A 23,598-nucleotide genomic window follows, 5' to 3' on the forward strand; every position below is an offset into this window, starting at 1 on the left:
CTTGTGCCTTGGCTTTGCTTGTGCCTCGGCTCGCCTCCGGGCCGCTCTGGTCCGGTGCCGACGGTCGGCGCTCCGTCGCTCCTGCGTCGCTCCCGCGCTTCTCCCTTTCGGCACCGGCGCGGCCCTTTGGCTCGCTCGGCTTTGTTCGGGCCTCGGCTCGCCTCCGGGCCTCGCTGGGCTGGTTGGGCCCGGGCTCGGCTCCGGGGGCTCGGGTGGTGTCTCACCGGGCGAAATGCCCGGCGGATGGCGCCCGCGCAGTCGCTACCCTTGGCGCATGACCAGCGACCTCGCCACCGCCGACAGCCCCGTTCTCGCCGTAGCGCGCCGTGCCCGGGAGGCCGCCGCCGTGCTCGCCCCGCTGCCGCGTCGGGCGAAGGACGCCGCGCTGGCGGCGATCGCGGACGCCCTGGTGGCCCGGAGCGCGGAGATCACCGCCGCCAACGCCGAGGACGTCGCGCGCGCCCGTGAGGCGGGCACCGCCGAGTCGGTGATCGACCGGCTCACCCTCACCGACGAGCGGATCGCCGCGATCGCCTCCGACGTCCGTGACGTGGCCGGCCTGCCCGACCCGGTCGGTGAGGTGGTGCGCGGCTACACCCTGCCCAACGGCCTGGACGTGCGACAGGTCCGGGTGCCGCTCGGCGTGGTCGGCATCATCTACGAGGCCCGTCCGAACGTCACCGTGGACGCGGCCGCGCTCTGCCTGAAGTCCGGCAACGCGGTGCTGCTGCGCGGCTCGGCCTCCGCCTACCGCTCCAACACCGCGCTGATCGCGGTGCTGCGGGACGCCGTCGTCTCGGCGGGCCTGCCCGCCGACGTGATCCAGCTCGTCCCGGGTGAGAGCCGGGACTCCGTCCAGGAGCTGATGCGCGCCCGCGGCCTGGTGGACGTGCTGATCCCGCGCGGCGGAGCCTCGCTGATCCGCACCGTGGTCGAGGGCTCGACCGTGCCGGTGATCGAGACCGGTACCGGCAACTGCCACGTCTACGTGGACGCCGAGACGGACCTGGCGATGGCCGTCGGCATCCTGCTGAACTCGAAGGCGCAGCGGGTCAGCGTCTGCAACTCCGCCGAGACCCTGCTCGTCCACCAGGACGTCGCGGAGACCTTCCTGCCGCTCGCGCTGGCGGCCCTGGCGCAGGCCGGAGTGACGGTGCACGGCGACGACGCGGTGCTCAAGGCCGCCGAGGGCTCGGCGGCCACCGTGGTGCGGGCCACCGAGGCGGACTGGGAGACCGAGTACCTGTCGTACGACCTGGCGGCGGCCGTGGTGCCCTCGCTGGAAGCCGCCGTCGCGCACATCCGCCGCTGGTCCTCCGGCCACACCGAGGCGATCGTCACCACCTCGCAGGCCGCCGCCCGCCGTTTCACCCAGCTGGTCGATGCGACGACGGTGGCCGTCAACGCCTCGACCCGGTTCACCGACGGCGGTGAGTTCGGCTTCGGTGCCGAGATCGGCATCTCGACCCAGAAGCTGCACGCCCGGGGCCCGATGGGCCTGCCGGAGCTGACCAGCACCAAGTACATCGTCACTGGTGACGGGCACGTCCGGGGCGAGGCGACGCAGACCGTGGGCGGTGCGGCCGACACCCGCTGAGCGGACCGGGGGGCCTCGGGCGGCCGGCCGGCGTCACACGAGTGACGGACCAAGTGCGAGGAGCCACAGACAAATCGCGCGACCGGTAATACGCTGAATCCGTGGCTGACGATGTGGGGGGCTTGCCGTACCCCGACGGCGCCGACCACGGTGGTGCGGACGACGAGTTCGCCACCGTGGTCTTCGATGAGGCCTTCGTCCGGTCCGCCGCCGTGCACGAGCCGACAGCCAAGGAGCGGCAGCTCGCCGCCGCCGAGGCCCGGTTCGAGCCGGACGCGGTGGTGCCGGGCTGGGGGTATGACGTCCCCGCCGGTGACGGGGTGCCGCTGGAGCTGCGCCCCCACCCGAGCGGACTGGACGACGACCGCCTCTACCCCGACCCGTGGTCGGGGCCCGGCCGGGTGGCCGGGCGCCGCTCCGGGCGGTGGGGTCGGGACAGTGTCTACGACCCGGTCCGGGCGCGGCGCGGGCGCTATGTCGCCCAGCAGCGCTGGCACCGGCCGGTGGCCTGGGTGCTCGCCGTGATCATGGGGGTGAGCCTGGTCGCGGTGGCGGTCGCGGCCGTCTACCAGGGCGTGGGCGGGGCCTCCGGCGGTACGCCGCGGCGGCCCGAGTCCGGGAGCAGCAGTGCGGGGGTCGATCCGGCTCCCTCGCCGGCCGAGCCGTCGCTCGTGGTCACCGCGCCGGCGGGCTGAGGCGCTGATTCGCGAGTTCCGCGCCGGAGTGCGCCCGGGGGCGTTGGCGTGCCGAAAGTCCGCCGCGGAGCGCTCCCGGGAATCTGCGTGAACACCCTCGTGGCCGGGCGCGGATGCGGCTTACCCTGGTGTCATGGGTGACCCGCGAGAGCCTCCGGAGGGTGCGCCCGACGGTGGTTCCGGAAGCGATGACGAGTACCGGTCCGTCGTCTTCGACGAATCGTTCGTCCGGGCTGCCCGGATCCAGGAGCTTTCCGCCCGTGAGCGGCTGGCGAGTTCGTTCGGCCGGGCCACCCGCCCGCGCATCCGGCTCGGCCCGCTGGGTACCGTGCCGAGGCAGGCGCTCGCCCTGCTGCTGTTGATCCTGTTGGCCTTCTCGGCCGCCGTGTACTTCGGCATCAGCACGCCGAACCGTCAGACGGCCCGTCCCGAGGGAAGTCAACTGACCGTCAGTCTTGTGGCGTTGAGCCCGGCTTCGGCGGTCCACGCGGTCGCCGACCCGGCCGCCCCGTTCGCCGCGCTGCCGCCCGGCTACAGCGACGGCGCCATCGGCCTGGGGACGCCCGCCGGAGCGGCCACCGAGCACTTCAGCAAGATCGAGGTGACCAAGGCGCTCGACACCGTCCAGCGTTACCTGGTGGCCTCGTCGCTGGCGCCGACGACCCTGATCCAGGGGGCGACCGCCGAGGTGCGGGCCTTCGTGACGCCCGGCGAGCAGGCGCATTTCGACGCCAGCGTGGCGCACCCCGTCGACGACCGTCACCACGCGCTGACCGGATGGCTGGTCCGCTTCGACCCGGCGCAGGTCGCGCTGGCCGCCGACAGCGTGAAGGTGGCGGGAGCGATGCGGATCGACGAGGCGGACAGCACCACGTTGCAGATCACCACCGACCACACCTTCGTGTACGCGCTGAAGGCGGCCGGGGCCCCGAGCGGCGCGCCGGTGACCGTGGAGACCGTCCGGCGGCAGCTGACCTTCCAGTTCGACCGGCTCGACCTGGCCTCCGCCCAGCTGCGGTTGGTGGACTCGGTGCTCCAGGCCGGTCCGGCGCCGTGCGGCAGCTCGCTGGCCGGGTACGTGCAGCCGCTGCTGGCGGGGGCGGACGGCACCCCGGCGGCCGGTGCGCAGCCGATCGACCCGGGCAACCACGCCCGCCCGGCCTGGCAGGTCTGCGGCGTGCTGGCGGGCAGCTGACGCCGGGCCGCGGGGCACTGTGCCGCGGGCCGTCCGGGCAGTCCTGGCAGCGCGGGTCACCGGGGTAAGGGTCGGCCGAGGTGCGGGCGGCCCGGGCCCGGACGTGGCGACGGCTCCCGGCGGGGGAGCCGGGAGCCGTCGGCGGGGCGGGGCCGGTCCCCGTCCGGGTCAGTTCTCGTCGCGGGGTGCCGAGGAGCCGTTGGTGCGCGTGGCACCGGTGAAAGTGTCACGGAGCTTGCCGCCGACGGTGGCCGCGCCACCGGCGACGTCACGGATCAGGCCCATCAGCGGGTCCTTGCTCTCCTTCACCGAGGTCGTGTAGTGGTCGGCGGCCGCCTTCCACTGCTCGCCGACCGAGGTGTCGGCGTCGTCGGAGCGGCGCGGGTACGCGCCGGCCTGGATGGAGCGGTACTCCTCGCTCTCCGCCCACTTCTTCAGCTTGGCGACGCGCACCACCGCGAACGGGTGGCTCTGCGGCAGCACCTGCAGCAGCTTGAGCACACCGTCGCGCAGGTCGCCGGCCTTCTCGTACTCCTCGGCCTGCTCCAGGAAGGCGTCGACGTTCATCTCGGCCAGGTTGTGGCCGCCGGCCAGCTTCATCAGGGCCCGCATGGAGGCCTGGAGGTCCTGCCCGGCGAGCAGGCCGGCCCGGTCGCAGGAGAGTTCGGCCTTGCGGAACCACTCCTTGAGCGCGGTCACGATCGCCATGATCGCCAGGTTGCCGAGCGGCACCCAGGCGATCCGGGCGGCGATGTTGGTGAGGATCAGCAGCATCGTGCGGTAGACCGCGTGGCCGGACATCGCGTGGCCGACCTCGTGGCCGATGACGGAGCGCAGCTCCTCCTCGTCCAGGAGTTCGACCAGGCCGCTGGTGACCACGATGATCGGGGTGTCGATGCCGATGCAGTAGGCGTTGACCGTCGGGTCCTGGGAGACGTAGAGGTCCGGGACCTTCTCCAGGTCCAGCACGTACGCGGCGTCGCGGACCATCTCGTTCAGCTCGGGGAACTGACGCTCGGACGTCTTCACGGCGGTGGCCAGGAACATCAGCCGGATCGAACGCTCGGAGACCAGCCCGGCGAGCTTCTTCAGGACGTCGTCGAAGCCGGTCAGCTTGCGCAGCGCGACGAGGGCGGAGCGGTCCGCCGGGTGCTCCCAGGCCCGGGTGGAGATCTCCGGAAAGCGCTGACGGCGCCGGCTCGGGGTCTTCGAGGTCGTATCGGTCATGGTGTGAGTACCCTCCTGGTCGACGGCGGCCCCGGCAGCTGGCCGGCCCCCGCTGGTCTTCGCCTGCAACGACTGTCTGTGCAACGTCCGTGGTTGCGTACTCGTCCCCGCGGTCACCCTACGCGGCGCGGACGGCGCCGGAGGGGGCGGTGGCCGGCGCGGGTGTGAGACCGGTTTACCCTGAATGCCCTGGAGAGCCGAGACCAGACCTGGCCGCGGTACCGAGCAGTCCGAGGAGCCCGCAGATGTCCACCGACGCCCTTGTCAGCCTGGCCGGTCCGATCTCCACGGAGAACGGCCCGGGGCTCTTCCTGCGGATCATCGTGGTGGCCTCCTTCGTCGGTGTCGGTCTGCTCGCGTGGGCGCTGCTGCGGGCCGGTCGCAACAACTGAGCGCTCCCGGACGGCCCCGCCGGGCGCCCGGCTCACGCCGGATCAGACGCGGTGGGCCGCCGAGCGGTTGCCGTGTCGGCACCCGTACGATGACGGGTGGGCCCTCGCCGGCCCGCACACCCTGGTCCGTCACCCGAGCCGAGAAGGTCCGCCGACCATGAGCACTGCCGCCGCACTTCCCGTCCTGAACCTGCTCGCCTCCGAGGGTGAGGGGGGCAACCACGACAGCCTCAACCCGTACCTGACCGGTGGCGCCGCACTGTTCGTCTTGCTGCTGCTGCTCTACGTCACCACCCGCTTCAACCGGGACCGCTGAGCGGCGCGATGAGCCCCGCCGGGGCGGCCCGGGGAGCGTCCGGCGGGAGCGCTGGCCGCTCCCTCACGCGTCCTCCGGACGCCCGCCACCCGGGCGTTCCCGCACCGTAACGGGCGTCGCGTAAGGTGTGGCGGCATGGGAGAGCAGGCCGGGAATCCCGGCGGACCGGTACCGGTGAAGAAGCGGCTCGGCGTGATGGGCGGCACCTTCGACCCGATCCACCACGGGCACCTGGTCGCCGCCAGTGAGGTGGCGAGCGCGTTCCGCCTCGACGAGGTGATCTTCGTTCCGACCGGGCAGCCGTGGCAGAAGACCGACCGCCAGGTGACCCCGGCCGAGGACCGCTACCTGATGACGGTCATCGCCACCGCGGAGAACCCGCAGTTCTCGGTCAGCCGGATCGACATCGACCGCGAGGGCCCGACCTTCACCGTCGACACCCTGCGCGACCTGCACGCGCTCCACCCGGACGCCGACCTCTTCTTCATCACCGGCGCCGACGCGCTCGCGCAGATCCTCTCCTGGCGCGACTCCGAGGAGCTTTTCTCGCTCGCCCACTTCATCGGCTGCACCCGGCCGGGGCACACTCTGTCGGACGCCGGGCTTCCGGTGGGCGGGGTCTCCCTGGTGGAGGTCCCGGCGCTGGCCATCTCCTCCACGGACTGCCGCAACCGGGTCGCCAAGGGCGAACCGGTCTGGTACCTCGTCCCGGACGGCGTGGTCCGCTACATCGACAAGCGGGCGCTCTACGCGCCGCACCGGACCTGATCCCCGGAGGGGCCGACGGATGACCGATCGCAGGGGACAGCAGGACGACTGGTCCACCGGGCAGTACCAGCAGCAGTACCCGCCCCAGCAACGGGGCGGCTACGAGCAGCAGTACGACCAGTACGGGCAGCCGGTACCACCGGCGCAGCCCTACGCGCAGGACCAGTACACCGCCTACCAGGGGCAGGACCAGTACCAGCAGGCGTACCAGCCGTACGAGCAGCCGCAGCAGGGCGGCTACGGACAGCAGGGCGGCTACGAGCAGCAGCAGTACGACCAGTACGACCCGTACGGGCAGCCGGCGGCGCCCGGCGGACAGGCGTACCAGCAGCCCGGCGGCTACCAGGGGCAGGACCAGTACCAGCAGGCGTACCAGCCGTACGAGCAGTCGCAGCAGGGCGGCTACGGACAGCAGGGCGGCTACGAGCAGCAGCAGTACGGGACCGCGCAGCAGCCGGTGGTCACCGAGCCGGAGCGCGAGCAGGCCGCCCCGGCGCCCGCCCCGGTGCCGCCGCGCCCCCGCACGCCCAGGCCGGCCCCCGCCGAGGCTGCGCCGGCCCGGCCCGCCCCGCCGTCCGAACAGGTCGGCGGAAGCCGCGCCGCCAAGGCCGCCGGCGCCGGCAAGGCGCCCAGGGACGACTACGCCACCGGCGAGTTCACCTTCGTCGACGAGGAGGCGGAGGAGACCGAGGACGTCATCGACTGGCTGAAGTTCGCCGAGTCGCGCAGCGAGGTGCGCGCCGAGCGCCGCCGCAAGCTGCGCAACCGGCTGATCGGCGTCGGTGTGGTGCTGGCCCTCGCGGCGGCCGGCGCCGGCGGTTACCTCTGGTTCACCGGCGACAAGCAGAGCGCGGCGACCGCCGCCGGCCCGCGCCAGGTCAACGTGGTGCACCTGCGCGACCTGCAGGGCAAGGTGTCCAGCGCGCTGCTGGTCAACGACGCCGCGGGACACAAGGGCACCGTGCTGCTGCTGCCGGACACGCTGCGCCTGCCCGGTCCGGGCGACCCGCCGCTCACCTCCGTCGGCCAGGCGATGGACAGCATCGGCCCGTCCGCCACCCGCGACGCCCTGACCGCCGTGCTGGGCGCCCCGGTGGCCGGCACCTGGCGGCTCGACACGCCGTACCTGGAACTGCTGGTCGCCCAGCTCGGCGGAGTCCGGGTGGACACCAACGCGGAGACCCACGAGGGCGGCAAGCCGGACGGCAAGCTGCTCTCCGCGGTGGGCAAGAACACCCTGCTGAGCGGAAAGGCGGCCGTCGCCTACGCCACCCTGCAGGCGGCCGGTGAGAGCCGGGACGCCCAACTGGCCCGGTTCGGCCAGGTGATGGACGCGGTGATGCGGACCATGCCGACCGAGTTCAAGGACGCCAAGGACGACGTGCACCGGATGAACGCGGTGCTCGACCCGTCGCTGCCCGAGGACGCCCTGGCCGGCGTGCTCGTCCAGCTCGCCCAGCAGGCGAAGGACGGGCACCTCGGAACCACCGCGCTGACCGTGAAGCCGGACGGCACCCTGGACGAGGCCGGCGCCGGCCAGCAGGTCAAGGAGGTGCTGGGCGGCACGCTGAAGTCCGCCACCTCGGCCGACGCGCCGGCCCGGGTCTCGATCCAGGACGCCACCGGCAACGACCAGGCGGCCGCCGCCGCGCAGGTCCAGGTGGTGAACGCGGGCCTCACCTTCATCCCCGGCGGGGCGAAGGCTGCTCCACAGGCGGCCAGTGAGATCCGCTACACCGACGACGCCCGGCAGGCCGCGGCGAAGTCGCTGGCGATCAGCCTCAATCTGCCGGAGACGGCGGCGAAGAAGGTCACCGACGCGCAGAACGCCGACCTGGTGGTCGTCCTCGGCAAGGACTACCAGCCGCCGAAGGCGTCGTAGGCCCGCGGGAGACCGGCTCCCGGGCCCACCCGTGGCGGGTGGGCGCGGGAAACGGTTCCTGGGCCACCGGGGCGGCGTGAGATCCTGGAAGGCGATGCCCGGCCGAGTGCTGGGCATCGCCCCCAAGCCGCCGAGCCGGAAGAACATCGTGACCGCCACCGAGCACAGCCAGGAACTCATCAACGTCGCCGCCCAGGCGGCGGCCGACAAGCTGGCGCACAACATCATCGCGTTCGACGTCAGCGACGTGCTGTCGATCACCGACGCCTTCCTGATCGCCTCCGCGAACAACGACCGCCAGGTCAAGTCGATCGCCGAGGAGATCGAGGACAAGCTGCGCGAGCAGCTGGACATCAAGCCGGTGCGCCGGGAGGGCGAGCGCGACGGCCGCTGGATCCTGCTCGACTACCTGGACATCGTGGTGCACGTCCAGCACTCCGAGGAGCGCTCCTTCTACTCCCTGGACCGGCTCTGGAAGGACTGCCCCGAGCTGCCGCTGCCGGCCGACGCGCTGGCCTCCCGCAACCGCCCCGACGCGCACACCGACGAGGCCGGCAACGCCCTCGCCCCGGCCGAGGTCGCCCCGGCCGACAACTTCGGCGCCGAGGACTACAGCTGAGCCGGGAGGCGCGGGGCCCGCGCATCGTCTTCTGGCGGCACGGCCAGACGTCCTGGAACCTCGAATCGCGGTTCCAGGGCACCACGGACATCGAGCTGACCGGCCAGGGCGTCCTGCAGGCCCAGCGGGCGGCCCGGCTGCTCGCCGGCCTGCACCCCGACCTGCTGATCTCCTCGGACCTCCAGCGCGCCCGGCGCACCGCCGAGGAGCTGGCCAGGATCACCGGCCTGGACGTGCAGCACCACGAGGGGCTGCGCGAAACCTACGCCGGCTCCTGGCAGGGGCTCACCAACGCCGAGATCCGGGCCCGCTTCCCGCAGGAGTACGCGGCCTGGGCGCAGGGCGAACCCGTCCGGCGCGGTGGCGGCGAGCTGTCCACCGAGGTCGCCGACCGTTCGGTGCCGGTGGTGCTGGACGCGGTCGGCAAGCTGCCGGAGGACGGCACCCTGGTGGTGGTCAGCCACGGCGGCACCATCCGCACCATGCTCGGGCAGCTGCTCGGCCTGGAGCCGGCGCTCTGGGAGTGCTTCGGGGGCCTGTCCAACTGCTGCTGGTCGGTGCTGGGCCGGGGGGCGCGCGGCTGGCGTCTGCTGGAGCACAACGCGGGCACCCTGCCGCAGCCGGTGATCGGCGACGACACCTGATCGGGTGGATCCGATCGGGGACGGTGCCTGATCGGGACGGTGCCTGATCGGGGGCGACGCCTGACCGGCGACCACGCGATCGGCGACGGGCGAGCGGTGCCGGCCGAGCGGCGGCGTTCGGGTGGTGACACCTGGGCGACGACGTTCGGCGGTGAGCCGCCGAGCGGCCTGCGGGGGCGGATTTCGCAGTTCCGGGCCTGACCAGTTAGAGTCTTCCTCGTTCGCACGGAAGAAACGCAGCCCGGAAGGGAAGCGCGAAATCCGGTGAGTGCGGGGCTGTAGCTCAGTTGGTAGAGCGCTTGCATGGCATGCAAGAGGTCCGGGGTTCAATTCCCCGTAGCTCCACTCCGCACCTGCGGTCCGCGAGGGCCGTGCGTGTCGCGGGGCTGTAGCTCAGTTGGTAGAGCGCTTGCATGGCATGCAAGAGGTCCGGGGTTCAATTCCCCGTAGCTCCACAGAACGGCGAGAGGCCGCCACCCATCGGGTGGCGGCCTTCTGCGTTCCCGCTCGCCTTCCTGCCCTCCCGGCTTTCCCGGTGGCCGTGTGCCCGGGCCCCGGCGGGGGCTCAGGAGTGGCAGCTGTTCAGCCAGCCGCCGGGCGGCAGGGCGGCGAGCTCCTCGATCCGCGTGCGGTCCCCCGGCCCCTCCGGGAGGTAGACCACCACATAGGTCTCGGGCACCCCGGGCAGCGTCAGGTACGAGGCGTTGAGCCGCAGCACCCCGACCTCCGGGTGCCGGAACACCCGCAGCGAGGTCTCCGGCGGCGCCACCTCCTGCCGGGCCCAGAGGTCCCGGAACAGCTCGCTCTTCGCCGACAGCCCCTGCACGTGCTCCTCCCAGACCGGCTCGCCCACGTGCTTGCCGTACGAGGCCCGCAGCACCGCCACCATCCGCGGCAGTGCCTCCGCACGGTTCAGGAACGGATTGCAGCAGGGCGGCATGAGGAGCGTGCACCAGATGCTGTTGAACCGCCCGCTGGGCGTGGCGGTGCGGTTCGTTCCGAACAGCGATTCGTACGAGCGGTTGTACATCAGCACGTCGAACCGGGTGTTGGAGACCGCGGCCGGCAGCGGCGCGAGCGCGTCCAGGATGGCCTGGGTGGACGGGTCGAGGACCGGCGGATCGGGCTGGGCGCTCGGGCTCGCGGACACCCCCGCGAGCCGGAACAGGTGCTCGCGCTCGGTATCGTCCAGCCGCAGCGTCCGGGCCACCGCCGCCAGCACCTGCTCGCTGGCGTTGATCGGCCGCCCCTGCTCCAGCCAGGTGTACCAGGTGACGCCGACCCCGGAGAGCTGCGCCACCTCCTCCCGGCGCAGCCCCGGCGTACGGCGGCGCAGCCCCGGCGGCAGGCCGACCTCCTCCGGGGTGACCCGGGCCCGGCAGGCCTTGAGGAAGCCGGCCAGCTCGGTGCGGCGGCGGTCCTGCCGGCGCGGCCCGACAACGGTGGCGGTGCGGTCGTCCAGGACGGTCATACCCGCCATCGTGCCGCAGACCCGGCGGCCGAAACAGGTGCTGCCAGTACCAGGATCGGCAGGCTCTAACCACCAGTACCGGGCGCGCGGCACGCTGGGGCCATGACGGACCTTCAGATCCGGCCCGGCGTGGCCGGCGGCACCACCAGCGGCTCGGCCACCAGGCCCGGCCTGCTCCTCGCCCTCCTGCTCTGCGGCCAGTTCATGGCCATCCTGGACGTCTCCATCGTCAACGTCGCGGTGCCGACCATCCGCACCGACCTGCGCGCCTCCGGCGCGGCCCTCCAACTCGTCATCGCCGGCTACACCATCGCCTACGCGGTGCTGCTCATCACCGGCGCCCGGCTCGGCGCCCGCTACGGCTACAGCCGGCTGTTCCAGCTGGGACTGGCCGCCTTCACCGCCGCCTCGCTGGCCTGCGGCCTCGCGCCGGCCACCGGCTGGCTGATCGCCTTCCGACTGCTCCAGGGCGCGGGTTCGGCCCTGATGGTGCCGCAGGTGATGAGCCTGGTGCAGCAGACCTTCACCGGCGCCGCCCGGACCAGGGCGCTCGGCCTCTACTCGGCGGTGCTGGCCGGGGGCCTGGCGGTCGGCCAGGTGCTCGGCGGCGTCCTGGTCAGCGCCGACCTGTTCGGGACGGGCTGGCGCCCCGTCTTCCTGGTCAACGTGCCGATCGGGTTGGCGCTGCTGGCGGCCGGTGCCCGGCTGCTGCCGAGCCTGCCGGGCGACCGCGAGCGCGGCTTCGACCTCCCCGGCCTGGTGGTGCTCGGTGCGGCCCTCGGGCTGCTGGTGGTGCCGCTGGTGCTCGGCCGCGAACTGGGCTGGCCCGCCTGGGGCTGGGCGATGCTCGCCGCCGGCACGGCACTGTTCGGCCTGTTCGCGGTGGTCGAGCGGCGGATCGCGCGGCGCGGCGGACAGCCGCTGATCACCGGCCGGGTGCTGCGGGCGACCGGACTGCGCCCGGCGGCGGGCGCGATCTTCATGATCATGGCGGCCTTCGCGGGCTTCCTGTTCGCCTTCGCCCTGCACCAGCAGTCCGGTCTCGGGTACAGCGCGCTGCGCGCCGGGCTCTGCTCGGTACCGGTGGCGCTCGGCTTCGGGTTCTCCAGCCTGCACTGGCAGCGGCTGCCCGGCCGGCTGCACGGCGTCCTGCCGCTGCTCGGCGCCGCCCTGCTGGCCCCCGGCTACCTGCTGCTCGGGTGGCTGCTCGGCGGTGGCGCCGAGATCGGCCCCGTGGCGCTGCTGCTGATGGCCGCTCTCGGTCTCGTTGCCGGCTGCTCGTACTCGCCGCTGTTCGCCCGGGCGCTGGGCGGCGTCGCCCCGGCGGACGCGGCGGACGCCAGCGGTGTGATGGTGACGGTCGTCCAGCTCGGCCAGGTGGTCGGGGTGGCGGTGCTCGGCTCGGTCTTCCTCGGCGGGGTCGATCTGCCGGCGACGGCCGGGGACTCCGGGCACGCCCTGTTGGTGACCACCGCCGCGATCGCGGGCATCGTCGGCCTAGGCGCGGCCTTCGCGGCCCGCACCCGTCCGACGGCCGGGTAGTACCTCCGGTAACGGATTCGTGGAGCACCCCTTCGACCGTGTAAAGTAGTCGATGTCGCCGAGGGAAAACGCAGGAAAGCCTCCGGTGACAATGCAGGTCAAGGGGCTGTAGCTCAGTTGGTAGAGCGCTTGCATGGCATGCAAGAGGTCCGGGGTTCAATTCCCCGTAGCTCCACAGCAGTCGAGGGCCGTCTCCCGTTCCGGGAGGCGGCCCTCGGTGTTTTCCGGGCCGACGTGACGGCTCGGCGCCGAGCGGCCCGGAAGTTTCCGAACGGCTCGGCAGCCGGCCTCGCGGGACCGCTACCGTCGTGCCATGGCCGATCTGGAGCGCAGACGCAACGAGGAGCTGGCCCGGATACTGCACCAGCTCGGCTGGAACCCGGAGCGCCTGGCCCGCGAGGTGAACCTCACCCTGCCGCCCGGCCTGGCGATCAGCTCGACGGCCCCGTACAAGTGGCGCGACCGGGGCATGGTCCCGCGCAGCCCGCACGACCAGACGGTTTGCGAGGTGCTCAGCCGCACGCTCGGCATCGCCGTCACCTACGAGCAGCTCTGGGGCCGGATGGGTGGCAACCGGGGAGCCAAGATCCTCTCGCCGCGGCTGCTCAGCGACCCGTGGACGGCCGACACCGCGCAGACCGCGCTGCGCGAGGCGGCCGCCGACGCCGGACCGGTCCGGCTCACCGACCTGTTCCGCGGCGCTGACCTCGACCAGGCCGCCGCCCGGCTGGCCACCCCGCCGCCGCCCGTCGGCGGTGGCGAGGGTGCGCTGCGGATCGACCCCGCGCTGCTCGGGGAGCTCCGGCTCTCCTACCGGAGCAAGCTGCGGCTGGAGCGGGCCTGCGGGGGCGGCCTGGTGCTCGGGCCGGCCCGGGCCGAGCTGGCCATGGTCGCCAAACTGCTGGAACTCGGAGGGTACGACGAGGAACTCGGCCGCGCGCTGTACGGCACGGCGAGCCGACTGGCCCGGCTGGCGGGCTGGGCTGCCTACGACCTCGGGCACGAGGCGGCGGCCCAGCGGGCGTTCGTGGCCGCGCTGCGCGCCGCGCACCTCAGCGGGGATCCCCGGCTCGGGGTGGGGGTGGTCGGTTGCCTGGTGGTGCTGGCCACCCAGGGCGGGGGAGGGCGGGGGCTGGACGCGGTCACCGTGCTCGCCGGGGTGCTGGAGGCGGCGGGGGACGCGCTCGGCCCGGTCGACCGGGCCCTGCAGCTCGGCCGGATGGCCCGCGCGTACGGGCGGCGCGGCGAGCCGGAGGAGACCGCGGCGGCGGCCGGGCGCGCGTTCGCGGAGCTGGGTGGGGCGTTCGGGGGGTCGGGCGGGGCGCTCGGGGAGTCGGGCGGGGCGTTCGGGGGGTCGGGCGGCGCCTTCGCTGGGCCGGGTGGTGGGGCGGCGGCGGGTCCGGACGTGGCGGAGGCCCGGGCGGACCTCGCCGGCATGGTGGGGGAGGGCTACCTGCACCTGGGTGACCACCGGAGCGCCCAGGCCCTGCTCGCCGACGCGGTGGCCGGGCTCGGCCCCGGCCGGGCACGGGCCAGGGCGCTGCTGATGGTCCGGCTGGCGGATTCCCAGCGCCGCACCGGACGCCTCCGGGAGGCCGCCGACACGGCCGACCGGGCGCGCGCCCTGGCGGCCGGGATGCAGTCCGAGCGGGTCGCCCGCGCGCTGCGCGACTTCGACGCGGCCTCCCGGTCGATATCACCGGAGGAGGCCTGAGCCCCTTGCGGTACCCTGAGCCCATGCGAACCGTGCGCCTGCTCCTTAGCCGGCCGCGCTGACCAGGACCGGCCGCGCCCCAGGGCGGGCGCCGGAGTCGGCGTGGCATCCCCTCCTGCGAGGGGCTTTTTTTGTTTCCCGCCGCCTTTCGTGTCGCGCCCGGCCCAGTGCCCGGTTCGCCCCCTGACATCGATGGAGCCTGAAGGACCATGAGCGAGACGACCCCTGCTTCCGGCGCGGCCGAGGCCGCAACCGAGCCGTTCCGGTACAGCGCCCCCCTGGCGGCGGAGATCGAGTCCCGCTGGCAGGACATCTGGGAGAAGGAAGGGACGTTCAGCGCCCCCAACCCGGCCGGCGACCTGGCCGACCCGACCGCCGGCGACGTCTCCGCGAAGCCGCACAGCTTCATCATGGACATGTTCCCGTACCCCTCGGGCGCGGGCCTGCACGTCGGTCACCCGCTGGGCTACATCGCCACCGACGTCTTCGCCCGCTACCAGCGGATGACCGGCCACAACGTCCTGCACACGCTGGGCTACGACGCGTTCGGCCTGCCCGCCGAGCAGTACGCGGTGCAGACCGGCACCCACCCGCGGGTCTCCACCGAGGCCAACATCGCCAACATGCGCCAGCAGCTGCGCCGGCTGGGCCTGGGCCACGACCCCCGCCGCTCAATCTCCACGATCGACCCGGAGTACTACCGCTGGACCCAGTGGATCTTCCTGCAGATCTTCAACTCCTGGTACGACGACGAGGCCGGCCGGGCCCGCCCGATCGCCGAGCTGATCGCCGGCTTCGCGGACGGCTCCCGCGAGGTCCCGGGCGGCCGGGCGTGGTCGGAGCTGTCCGCCGCCGAGCGCGACGAACTGCTGGGCGAGTACCGGCTGGCGTACGCCAAGGAGGTGCCGGTCAACTGGTGCCCCGGGCTGGGCACCGTGCTGGCCAACGAGGAGGTCACCGCGGACGGCCGCTCCGAGCGCGGCAACTTCCCGGTGTTCAAGTCGAACCTGCGCCAGTGGATGATGCGGATCACCGCCTATTCGGACCGGCTGATCTCCGACCTGGACCTGCTGGACTGGCCCGACGCCATCAAGCTGCAGCAGCGCAACTGGATCGGCCGCTCCGAGGGCGCACGCGTCGACTTCGCGGCCCCCGGCGACCAGCGGATCACCGTCTTCACCACCCGTCCCGACACCCTGTTCGGCGCCACCTACATGGTGCTGGCCCCCGAGCACGGTCTGGTCGACTCGATCGTGCCGGCCGCCTGGCCCGCCGGCACCCGTGAGGAGTGGACCGGCGGGGCCGCCACCCCGGCCGAGGCCGTCGCCGCCTACCGCGCGACCGCCGCGGCCAAGTCCGACGTGGAACGCCAGGTCGAGGCCAAGGTCAAGACCGGCGTCTTCACCGGCGCCCACGCCGTCAACCCGGTCAGCGGCGAGCCCGTCCCGGTCTTCATTGCCGACTACGTGCTGATGGGCTACGGCACCGGCGCCATCATGGCCGTCCCGGCCCACGACCACCGCGACTTCGCGTTCGCCCGCGCCTTCGCGCTGCCGATGCGCTGCGTCGTCAAGCCGACCGACGGCCGCGACGAGGACCCGCACACCTGGGACGACGCCTTCGACACCTACGACTCGGTGATCGTCAACTCGGCGCACTCCGCCGACGACGTGGCCGCCGAGAACGGGATCTCCGTGGACGGCCTGAGCGTCGTCGACGCCAAGGCCGCCGTCACCGCCTGGCTGGCCGAGCGCGGCATCGGCGAGGGAACCGTCAACTACCGCCTGCGCGACTGGCTGTTCAGCCGCCAGCGGTACTGGGGCGAGCCCTTCCCGATCGTCTACGACGAGGACGGCGTGATGCACGCGCTGCCCGAGTCGATGCTGCCGGTCGAGGTCCCCGAGGTGGACGACTACTCGCCGCACACCTACGACCCGTTCGACTCGACCTCCTCGCCGAAGACCCCGCTGTCGCGCAACGAGGCCTGGGTCAACGTCGAGCTGGACCTGGGCGACGGTCCGAAGACGTACCGCCGCGAGACCAACACCATGCCCAACTGGGCCGGTTCGTGCTGGTACGAGCTGCGCTACATCGACCCGTCGAACGGCGAGCGGGTCGTCGACCCGGCCAACGAGCAGTACTGGCTGGGCCCGACGGCCGAGAAGCCCGGCGGCGGCGCCGACCTGTACGTCGGCGGTGCCGAGCACGCCGTGCTGCACCTGCTGTACGCGCGCTTCTGGCACAAGGTGCTGCACGACCTGGGCCACGTCTCCTCGGTCGAGCCGTTCCACAAGCTGTTCAACCAGGGCATGATCACCGCGGACGTCTACCGCGACGAGCGCGGCTTCCCGGTGCCCGCCACCGAGGTCGAGGAGCGCGACGGCGGGTACTTCTGGGAGGGCGAGCCGGTCAAGCGCGAGGCCGGCAAGATGGGCAAGTCCCTGAAGAACGCCGTCGCCCCGGACGAGATCGCCGACGAGTACGGCGCCGACACGCTGCGCCTGTACGAGATGTCGATGGGCCCGCTGGACGTCTCCCGCCCGTGGGACACCCGCGCGGTGGTCGGCTCGTACCGGTTCCTGCAGCGGCTGTGGCGCAACATCGTCTCGGAGGCGACCGGCGAGCTGGTCGTCACGGACGAGGCGCCCGACGAGGCGACGCTGCGTGCGCTGCACAAGGCCATCGACGGCATCCGCGGCGACATGGCCGCGCTGCGCTTCAACACGGCCGTGGCCAAGGCCATCGAGCTGAACAACTTCCTGGTGAAGCGCGGCTCCACGCCGCGACCGGTCGCCGAGCAGCTGGTCCTGCTGGTCGCCCCGCTGGCCCCGCACATCGCCGAGGAGCTGTGGCGCCGGCTGGGCCACGGCGAGTCGCTGGCCCACACCGACTACCCCGTGGCCGACCCGGCCTACGTGGTGGACGAGGCGGTCACCTGCGTCGTGCAGATCAAGGGCAAGGTCAAGGCCCGGCTGGAGGTCGCGCCCACGATCTCCGACGCCGAGCTGGAGGCGCTGGCGCTGGCCGATCCCGCGGTCGTCGCGGCGATCGGGGACGCTCCGGTGCGCAAGGTGATCGCGCGGGCGCCGAAGCTGGTGAACATCGTCACCGGCTGACGACCGGCTGTTCGGCCGGGTGTTTGTTCGCCGGTTCGGGCGGGTGTCCTTCGGGGCGCCCGCCCGTCGGCGTTTCCGGGGCCCTTCTCGGGGAGATCCCCGATCTGTCCCTGATCTCCGCGAACCGGGCCCGTTCGGCCTGCCCCCGGCGCTGCTCGGGCGGTTACGGTGGAACCCTCGGCGGGCCGGCCCGCGTTGGGCCCGGTGGGGGCCGGTTCGGCTGACGGAAGGTGGCTCGTGATGGAAGCGCTCGGCGTGATGGTCGGCCTGGCCCTGCTCTTCGGGCTCGCGGTGCTGGTGCTGGCGGTGGTGGGGACGGTCAAGGCGGCGAAGGCGGTCGCCACGAAGGTGGAGCGGCACGAGGCCAACGCCCGGCGCGCGGTCGAGAACGTGACGCTCAAGGCGAAGACCTACGCCAAGCCCGGCCCGCAGGGCCAGATCTCGGCCGTCCGGCTGAGGCTGCGGACCTCCCTGGACGGAACGCGCCAGGTCCTGGAGAGCGGCCTGGTCCAGGACGGCCAGCTCGGTGAGGCGCTCGCCCTGCTGCGGCGGCTGGACACCCACGCGGCGGAGCTGGACGGCGAGCTGCGGATCCTGGAGCGCGAGCCGGACCAGGGCCGGATCGCGGTCAAGCTGCCCGAACTGCGCGAGCGGGCCGAACGGATCACCCACTCCGCCGAGACCATGCGCTGGGCCGCCCAGGACCGGATGCACCGTTTCGCCGACGACGAGCTGAGCCGGCTCGGCCAGGAGTGCGAGAGCGAGGCGACCGCGCTGCGGCACTGGGACACGTCGGGGGGCGTGGGGGGTTCCGCCACCGGTAGGGCTGCCGCCGGCCCGTCCCGTGCCAGTGCCGGTGCCGGTACCGGTGGGGCGTCGGGTACGGGGGCGGCCGGCGGAGAGACGACGCGACGGGCCGGGCTGACGGACGGGAAGGGCGCGCGGCCGAGTGCCGAGGAGGTGCTGGGGCTGACCGACCCGCTGGCGCGGCTGGCCGACCGGCTGCGGAAGCCGTCGGCCGGGCCGACGGCGGGCTGACCGGGCTGCTGTCTTCGGGCCGCGTGCTCCGTTCACTGCTCGTCGCTCGCTCCGATGTCCTCTTCCCGTTCCTCCTGCTCCCCTGCTCCTCCTGCTCCCCTTATTCCCCTCGCTTCCCCTGCCTGCCGCGCGGCTCCGGGCGGCTTCTCGCCACGGGGTGCACGGGCCCGGCACCGGGTGCTGAACGGCCGGCGGCGCGGGCCGGGGCCGACCCGGACCGGGCGCTGTCATCCTGGCCGGGCGCGGAGTAACCTCCGGCTCATGCCCGCCGACCTCGCACTTGTCACCGATTCCACGGCCTATCTGCCCCAGCAGGCCGTCGACCGCCACGGGATCTCCGTGGTGCCGCTGAGCGTCGCGGTCGGTGACACGGTCCTCGCCGAGGGCGTGGAGATCTCGCCCAAGGACGTCGCCGAGGCGCTGCGTGGCAAGCAGCGGGTGACGACCTCCAGGCCGAGCCCCGAGGCCTTCGCCGCCGCCTACCGGGCCGTCGCCGAGGCCGGTGCGAAGGGGATCGTCTCGGTGCACATCTCCGGCGAGCTGTCCGGCACCGCGGAGGCCGCCCGGCTGGCGGCCGCCGAGGCACCCGTCCCGGTGCGGGTGGTGGACAGCCGGCTGGTCGGCATGGCCCTCGGGTACGGCGTGCTGGCGGCGGCCGAGGCGATCGCGGCCGGGCGGGAGCTGGACGAGGTGGCCGCGGCCGTCACCGGGCGGGCGGCGGTGACCAGCGGATTCTTCTACGTGGACACCCTTGAGTACCTGCGCCGGGGCGGCCGGATCGGGGCTGCCCGGGCGCTGCTCGGGTCGGCGTTGGCGGTGAAGCCGCTGCTGCACCTGGACGGCGGGCGCATCGAGCCGCTGGAGAAGGTCCGGACGGCGTCCCGGGCGATCGCGCGACTGGAGGAGATCGCGGTCGAGCGGGCGGGGGAGCGGGAGGTCGACATCGCCGTTCACCACCTGGCGGCGGCGGAGCGGGCCGAGCCGCTCGCGGAGCGCCTGCGGGGGCGGATCCCCGGGTTGCGGGACCTGTACGTGGGTGAGGTGGGCGCGGTGATCGGTGCGCATGTCGGACCGGGGCTGCTGGCGGTGGTGGTCTCGCCGCGCTGAGGCGGTCCACCCGGGATCGAAGGGGGTGGGTGAGGCGCCGAGAAGGCCCCCGGCGACGCCGAGAAGGCCCCGGCGGACGGGCAGTCAACTTCGACGAGCATCACTCACTCGTGCGAGCGATCCGAGTTATCCACAACCCCAGGGTTTTCCACAGCTTTTCGCACGTCTCCCCGCCTGTGCCGGCCGGCTCCTAGCGTGCTCCGCATGACGAGCATGAACATCGGCGCGGTGAAGCGCCAGAGGGTCGGTGAGACCGCGCGATTGCGGTTGGCGGTACTGCTGCCGGCGGCCGAGGGGGCGAGCGGCGCAACGGAGCCGTCGGCCACCGGGCCGCCCACCGAGCCGTCGCTGCACGGGGGTTCGCCGTTCGGCGACGGGCCGGGTGCCGGGCTGGACGGTGTGGCGGGTGACGGCCCGGTTGACGTGGCGGGTGACGGGCCGGGTGACGGCCCGAGCGGTGGAGTCGGCGGTGTGGCGACCGGAGGTGTGCCGCCTGACGGACTCGGCTCCGGGGGACCGGACCGAGCACGATGGCGTTTCGGCCCCTCGGTGATGCTCGACCGGCGGGCTGCGGCGGGGCTGATCGTCCTGCTGCTGCTCGCGGTGGGCTACGGCATGCAGCACTTCTGGCTGGCACGGCCGCAATCGGTCGCGGTGCCGGCGGTGGCGGTTGCCTCGGCGGAGCCGGGGGAGGCGGCCGCGGGGACGCCGGAGGTCGCCACCGGTTCCGCCCTGTCCGCTCCCGGGGGCGCCGACGCGAGCACCGTCGTGGTGATCGACATCGGCGGCCGGGTGCACGTGCCCGGTGTCCACACCCTGCCCAGCGGCTCCCGGGTGGCGGATGCACTGCGCGTGGCCGGCGGCCCGCTGCCCGAGACGGAGACCAAGGGCCTCAACCTGGCCCGCGTGCTGACGGACGGTGAGCAGATCCTCGTCGGCGAGCCGGGGCGGGATCCCGCCGCCGGGGCAGGGGGCGGGGCAGGGGGTGGGGCGGGGAGTGGGCCGGCCGGGGCCGGTGGGCCGAAGCAGCCGGTCAGCCTGAACCACGCGACCCTCGAACAGCTCGACACACTCCCGGGCGTCGGTCCGACGTTGGCGCAGCGCATCATCGCCTTCCGCGCGTCGCACGGATCGTTCCGCTCACTCGACCAGATCCGGCAGGTCAGTGGCATCGGCGACCGTACCTACGCGGAGATCCGGCCGATGCTCACCCTCTGACCCGCCCGCCACCGGCCACTCGTGCGCGGCCCGGCCCGCCTGGCCCACCCTGCCTGCCCGCGGCTCCTCCGGGCTGCCGCCTGCTCGTGCTCGTCCGGTGCACGTACCTGACCGACCAGTCCGCCGCTCCCCGGAAGGGAGGCGCTGTCATCGCCACCACCACTGCCACTGCCGCCGCCGAGGGGCCCGCCGTCGCGCCTCACCGGCCGCCCGGCGACCTTCGGCTCCTCCTCCCCGCCGTCGCGGCGTGGGTGGTCACGGCGGCGGTTCTCCGGCTGGGCCCCGGCCACGGGCTCCTGCTGTCGTCGGCCGCAGGCGTGGCCGTCCTGCTCGCCCTCCTGCTGCTGGCCCGCCCGGGAGTGCGGAGCCGTCGCGGTGCCGCCGTGACGCTCGCCGCCCTGCTGCTCACCGGTGCGGCGGCCACCACTGCGACCATGCTCCACACCGCCGACCTCCACCGGGGGCCGCTGCCCGGGTTGGTCCGTGCCAAAGGCCCGGCACCGGAGGTGAGCGTCGAGCTGACCATCACCGGTGACCCGCGAACCCACACCTCCCGCACCAGGGGGACGGCCGCCGGGCAGGCCGTCCTCACCGTCGACGCGGTGGTGGACCAGGTCACCGGCCCGGCGGGCACGGTGCCGGCGGGCCCGGTGCGGGGCGGCTCTGCCCCCGCAGGTGACGCATCCGGTCCGGAGGCGGCTCGCGCCGAGGTGACCAGGACACGGACACCGGTGACGCTGATGGCACGAGGGCCGGACATCGGCGGGTGGCAACGGCTGCTCCCGTCGGCCCGGGTCGCCGTCGAAGCCGACGTCCGCCCCCCGGGGGAGGGGCACGGCGACGAGTCGGCCGCGCTGTTGATCGCGCACGGGCTGCCGCGGGAACTCGCGCCGCCCAACCCGCCGCAGCGGGTTGCCGGCCGGTTGCGGGCGGGCCTGCGGGCAGCCGCCGACGATCTCCCGCCGGACGTGCGAGGACTGCTGCCGGCCCTGGTGGTCGGAGACACCTCACGCCTGCCCGGAGACCTCCTGGACGCCTTCCGGGCCACCGACATGGCGCATCTGGTCGCGGTCAGCGGGGCGAACCTCGCGATCGTCCTGGGTGTCCTGCTCGGCACCCCCGGCCTGGCCGGCACCCCCGAACGGCGAGGCCTGGCCGCCTGGTTCGGGATTCCGCTGCGCACCACCGCGCTGATCGGCACGGTTGTCACGCTGGCCTTCGTCACCGTCTGCCGGCCCGAGCCCAGCGTGTTGCGGGCCGCCGGCACGGGCCTGATCGGACTGCTCGCCCTTGCCACCGGTCGGCCTCGCCAGGCGGTGCCCGCCCTGGCCGGTACCGCGTTGCTGCTGGTGCTCCTCGACCCCTACCTCGCACGGTCGTTCGGCTTCCTCCTCTCGGTGCTCGCCACCGCGGGCCTCCTGGTGCTCGGCCCGCACTGGGCGGAGGGCCTGCGGGCGCGGGGCTGGCCGCAGCGTCCGGCGGGCGCCGTTGCGGCGACGGCCGCGGCCCAGGCGCTCTGCGCGCCCGTGACGGTGGTGCTGTCCGGACACATCAGCCTGGTAGCCGTCCCGTGCAATCTGCTGGCCGAGCTGGCGGTGGCTCCGGCGACGCTGCTGGGCTTCGCGGTGCTCGTGGTGGAGCCCTTCTCCCCGGCCCTGGCCCGGTGGCTCGCGGAGGCGGCCGGGCTCCCGGTGGGCTGGCTGGCAGCGGTGGCCCGGCGCGGGGCGGAGCTGCCGGGAGCTCAGATCTCCTGGCCGGGCGGGCCGCTCGGCACGGTGACGCTCGCCCTGGCCACCGTGGCGATGTGCTGGACGGTCCCGCTGCTGCTGCCCCGGCGCTCCGGGGCGAGCGGTCGCCGCGCCCCGGGCGGTTGGATCCGGCCGGTGGTCGCGGGTCTCCTCTTCCTCGTCCTGCTGGCCGTGCTCCTTCGCCCGCCCGCGCTCACCCGGCTCGCGACCGGCTGGCCGCCGCCCGGGTGGCGCCTGGTCATGTGCGACGTGGGGCAGGGCGACATGCTGGTGCTGTCGGTGGCTTCGGACGGTGATGCGGTTCCGGACAGCGCGGTGGTGGTCGACGCCGGTCCGGATCCGCGGGCGGCCGATCGCTGTCTGCGCGATCTCGGGATCACCCGGGTCCCGCTCCTGTTGGTGACCCACTTCCACGCCGATCACGTGGAGGGTGTCCCGGGGGTGCTGCGAGGTCGTGCCGTCGGGGCGATCGAGGGGACGAGCGTGAACGACCCTCCGAGCGAGGCGGCCCGGGTGTCCGGATGGGCGGCGGCGGCCGGCATTCCGCTGCTGCGGGCCCGACGGGGTGAACGACGGGTTGCCGGTCCGGGGTTGTCCTGGCAGGTGGTCTGGCCGGAGGCGGAACTGCCCCTGGAGGCGTCAGGCGCCAACAACGCCAGCGTCGCGCTGCTGGTGACGGTCGTGGGCGGGTTGCGGCTGGCTCTGTTGGGTGATCTCGAACCGCCGGCGCAGTCGGCACTGCTCGGGAGATGGGGAGGTGGGGTCGAGGTGGACGTCCTGAAGGTGGCTCACCATGGTTCGGCGCACCAGGACTGGGACTTGGCTGCGGCGCTGCGCCCTCGGTTGGCGCTGATCTCCTGCGGCGAGGGCAATCCGTACGGCCATCCGTCGGCGAGGACGGTCGATCGCCTGCGGTCACTCGGCGCGACGGTGCTGCGTACGGACCGGTCCGGGGACATCGCGGTCATCGGCGACACCTCGCGCCGCCTCGGTGCCGTCGTCCACCCGCAGGAGGCGCACGGTCCGCGGGCGGCCGGTGCCCTCCCCGGTGCGGGCTCGGCCAACGGGCCGCGCGGCCCGCCGGCCTGAGCGCGTCCCCCGCTGCCTTGCTCTCGCCCTCCCCACCAGGGAGGAGGGGAAGGGTGGGGAGGGCGAGAGGGAGGGGCGGGGGGCGGGGGCGGGGGCCAAGAGGATGCGCCGTCCCGGGGCACCGCCCGGGCCGGCGCAGAGAAGAGCCCTGGGTACTCCCTCACCCCGGCGCCGGCCTTCCGGGTGCGGGGCCGGGAAGCCAGGCCCCTCGGAGTGGGGA

At 73.7% G+C, this 23,598-nt stretch carries 18 protein-coding genes and 3 tRNA genes; 19 read left to right on the forward strand and 2 right to left on the reverse strand.

All coding sequences use genetic code 11. The features are described from left to right. Positions 1-274: 274 nt before the first annotated feature. From AB0J08_RS22795 to AB0J08_RS22805, 3 genes are all read left to right on the forward strand, one after another. Positions 275-1,597, forward strand: coding sequence for a glutamate-5-semialdehyde dehydrogenase (locus tag AB0J08_RS22795; protein ID WP_360637132.1), 1,323 nt, complete (start codon positions 275-277; stop codon positions 1,595-1,597). 101 nt (positions 1,598-1,698) lie between these two features. Next, a complete protein-coding gene (locus AB0J08_RS22800; protein ID WP_360637135.1) occupies positions 1,699-2,292 on the forward strand; it encodes a hypothetical protein in 594 nt (197 codons plus the stop codon). Between the two features lie 133 nt (positions 2,293-2,425). Next, a complete protein-coding gene (locus AB0J08_RS22805) occupies positions 2,426-3,487 on the forward strand; it encodes a hypothetical protein (protein ID WP_360637138.1) in 1,062 nt (353 codons plus the stop codon). A 168-nt stretch (positions 3,488-3,655) separates the two neighbouring features. Here AB0J08_RS22805 and AB0J08_RS22810 read toward each other — a convergent pair whose 3' ends face one another. After that, a complete protein-coding gene (locus tag AB0J08_RS22810) occupies positions 3,656-4,714 on the reverse strand; it encodes a M48 family metallopeptidase (protein WP_360637141.1) in 1,059 nt (352 codons plus the stop codon). A 245-nt stretch (positions 4,715-4,959) separates the two neighbouring features. Here AB0J08_RS22810 and AB0J08_RS22815 point away from each other — a divergent pair, with 245 nt between their 5' ends. The 8 genes from AB0J08_RS22815 (at position 4,960) to AB0J08_RS22850 (ending at position 9,790) form a co-directional block, all read left to right on the forward strand. Next, positions 4,960-5,106 carry a hypothetical protein gene (locus AB0J08_RS22815; protein WP_360637144.1) on the forward strand — a complete coding sequence of 49 codons (147 nt, stop codon included), beginning with the start codon at positions 4,960-4,962 and terminating at the stop codon, positions 5,104-5,106. Positions 5,107-5,263: 157 nt separating this feature from the next. Then, positions 5,264-5,422, forward strand: coding sequence for a hypothetical protein (locus AB0J08_RS22820; protein WP_360637147.1), 159 nt, complete (start codon positions 5,264-5,266; stop codon positions 5,420-5,422). A gap of 135 nt (positions 5,423-5,557) precedes the next feature. Then, positions 5,558-6,190, forward strand: coding sequence for a nicotinate-nucleotide adenylyltransferase (nadD, locus tag AB0J08_RS22825; protein ID WP_360637150.1), 633 nt, complete (start codon positions 5,558-5,560; stop codon positions 6,188-6,190). Positions 6,191-6,209: 19 nt separating this feature from the next. Then, complete coding sequence (locus tag AB0J08_RS22830; RefSeq protein WP_360637153.1) at positions 6,210-8,072, forward strand: LCP family protein; 1,863 nt, start codon at positions 6,210-6,212, stop codon at positions 8,070-8,072. 148 nt (positions 8,073-8,220) lie between these two features. Further along, on the forward strand, positions 8,221-8,691 hold the full coding sequence (gene rsfS / locus AB0J08_RS22835; RefSeq protein WP_360637258.1) for a ribosome silencing factor: 471 nt from the start codon (positions 8,221-8,223) through the stop codon (positions 8,689-8,691). Next, positions 8,688-9,335, forward strand: coding sequence for a histidine phosphatase family protein (locus tag AB0J08_RS22840; protein WP_360637261.1), 648 nt, complete (start codon positions 8,688-8,690; stop codon positions 9,333-9,335). Before rsfS ends, AB0J08_RS22840 begins: the two co-directional genes overlap by 4 nt. Positions 9,336-9,607: 272 nt before the next feature. Continuing rightward, positions 9,608-9,680 (forward strand) — tRNA-Ala (locus tag AB0J08_RS22845). Between the two features lie 37 nt (positions 9,681-9,717). Beyond that, positions 9,718-9,790 (forward strand) — tRNA-Ala (locus AB0J08_RS22850). A gap of 110 nt (positions 9,791-9,900) precedes the next feature. Here the strand turns inward: AB0J08_RS22850 and AB0J08_RS22855 are convergent. Then, positions 9,901-10,806: a helix-turn-helix transcriptional regulator gene (locus AB0J08_RS22855; protein ID WP_360637156.1), complete on the reverse strand. Its 906-nt coding sequence runs from the start codon at positions 10,804-10,806 to the stop codon at positions 9,901-9,903. A gap of 102 nt (positions 10,807-10,908) precedes the next feature. Between AB0J08_RS22855 and AB0J08_RS22860 the strand changes: the two genes are divergently transcribed. The 8 genes from AB0J08_RS22860 to AB0J08_RS22895 all read left to right on the forward strand — a co-directional run bounded on the left by AB0J08_RS22860 (position 10,909) and on the right by AB0J08_RS22895 (position 23,378). Continuing rightward, positions 10,909-12,348 (forward strand): MFS transporter, encoded by a 1,440-nt coding sequence (locus AB0J08_RS22860; protein WP_360637159.1) that lies wholly within the window; start codon positions 10,909-10,911, stop codon positions 12,346-12,348. 102 nt (positions 12,349-12,450) lie between these two features. Next, positions 12,451-12,523, forward strand: a tRNA-Ala gene (locus tag AB0J08_RS22865). Positions 12,524-12,661: 138 nt separating this feature from the next. Further along, a complete protein-coding gene (locus tag AB0J08_RS22870; protein WP_360637162.1) occupies positions 12,662-14,062 on the forward strand; it encodes a hypothetical protein in 1,401 nt (466 codons plus the stop codon). 209 nt (positions 14,063-14,271) lie between these two features. Further along, complete coding sequence (gene leuS, locus AB0J08_RS22875) at positions 14,272-17,178, forward strand: leucine--tRNA ligase (RefSeq protein ID WP_360637165.1); 2,907 nt, start codon at positions 14,272-14,274, stop codon at positions 17,176-17,178. 240 nt (positions 17,179-17,418) lie between these two features. Next, a complete protein-coding gene (locus AB0J08_RS22880) occupies positions 17,419-18,216 on the forward strand; it encodes a hypothetical protein (RefSeq protein WP_360637168.1) in 798 nt (265 codons plus the stop codon). 261 nt (positions 18,217-18,477) lie between these two features. Then, entirely contained in the window at positions 18,478-19,323 is an 846-nt protein-coding gene (locus AB0J08_RS22885) for a DegV family protein (protein ID WP_360637171.1), read from the forward strand. Between the two features lie 204 nt (positions 19,324-19,527). Continuing rightward, on the forward strand, positions 19,528-20,541 hold the full coding sequence (locus AB0J08_RS22890; protein ID WP_360637174.1) for a ComEA family DNA-binding protein: 1,014 nt from the start codon (positions 19,528-19,530) through the stop codon (positions 20,539-20,541). Between the two features lie 86 nt (positions 20,542-20,627). Next, positions 20,628-23,378: a ComEC/Rec2 family competence protein gene (locus AB0J08_RS22895; protein ID WP_360637177.1), complete on the forward strand. Its 2,751-nt coding sequence runs from the start codon at positions 20,628-20,630 to the stop codon at positions 23,376-23,378. Positions 23,379-23,598 lie beyond the last annotated feature (220 nt).

Source organism: Kitasatospora sp. NPDC050463 (assembly GCF_040655255.1).
Lineage (GTDB): Bacteria > Actinomycetota > Actinomycetes > Streptomycetales > Streptomycetaceae > Kitasatospora.

What these genes read in the sequence shown, in the direction of transcription:
- AB0J08_RS22855 (WP_360637156.1), bottom strand. Translation starts at nt 10,806, where the DNA reads ATGACCGTCCTGGACGACCGCACCGCCACCGTTGTCGGGCCGCGCCGG.
- AB0J08_RS22860 (WP_360637159.1), top strand. Translation starts at nt 10,909, where the DNA reads ATGACGGACCTTCAGATCCGGCCCGGCGTGGCCGGCGGCACCACCAGC.
- AB0J08_RS22820 (WP_360637147.1), top strand. Translation starts at nt 5,264, where the DNA reads ATGAGCACTGCCGCCGCACTTCCCGTCCTGAACCTGCTCGCCTCCGAG.
- AB0J08_RS22870 (WP_360637162.1), top strand. Translation starts at nt 12,662, where the DNA reads ATGGCCGATCTGGAGCGCAGACGCAACGAGGAGCTGGCCCGGATACTG.
- AB0J08_RS22810 (WP_360637141.1), bottom strand. Translation starts at nt 4,714, where the DNA reads ATGACCGATACGACCTCGAAGACCCCGAGCCGGCGCCGTCAGCGCTTT.
- AB0J08_RS22830 (WP_360637153.1), top strand. Translation starts at nt 6,210, where the DNA reads ATGACCGATCGCAGGGGACAGCAGGACGACTGGTCCACCGGGCAGTAC.
- nadD (WP_360637150.1), top strand. Translation starts at nt 5,558, where the DNA reads ATGGGAGAGCAGGCCGGGAATCCCGGCGGACCGGTACCGGTGAAGAAG.
- leuS (WP_360637165.1), top strand. Translation starts at nt 14,272, where the DNA reads ATGAGCGAGACGACCCCTGCTTCCGGCGCGGCCGAGGCCGCAACCGAG.
- AB0J08_RS22795 (WP_360637132.1), top strand. Translation starts at nt 275, where the DNA reads ATGACCAGCGACCTCGCCACCGCCGACAGCCCCGTTCTCGCCGTAGCG.
- AB0J08_RS22805 (WP_360637138.1), top strand. Translation starts at nt 2,426, where the DNA reads ATGGGTGACCCGCGAGAGCCTCCGGAGGGTGCGCCCGACGGTGGTTCC.
- AB0J08_RS22885 (WP_360637171.1), top strand. Translation starts at nt 18,478, where the DNA reads ATGCCCGCCGACCTCGCACTTGTCACCGATTCCACGGCCTATCTGCCC.
- AB0J08_RS22890 (WP_360637174.1), top strand. Translation starts at nt 19,528, where the DNA reads ATGACGAGCATGAACATCGGCGCGGTGAAGCGCCAGAGGGTCGGTGAG.
- AB0J08_RS22815 (WP_360637144.1), top strand. Translation starts at nt 4,960, where the DNA reads ATGTCCACCGACGCCCTTGTCAGCCTGGCCGGTCCGATCTCCACGGAG.
- AB0J08_RS22880 (WP_360637168.1), top strand. Translation starts at nt 17,419, where the DNA reads ATGGAAGCGCTCGGCGTGATGGTCGGCCTGGCCCTGCTCTTCGGGCTC.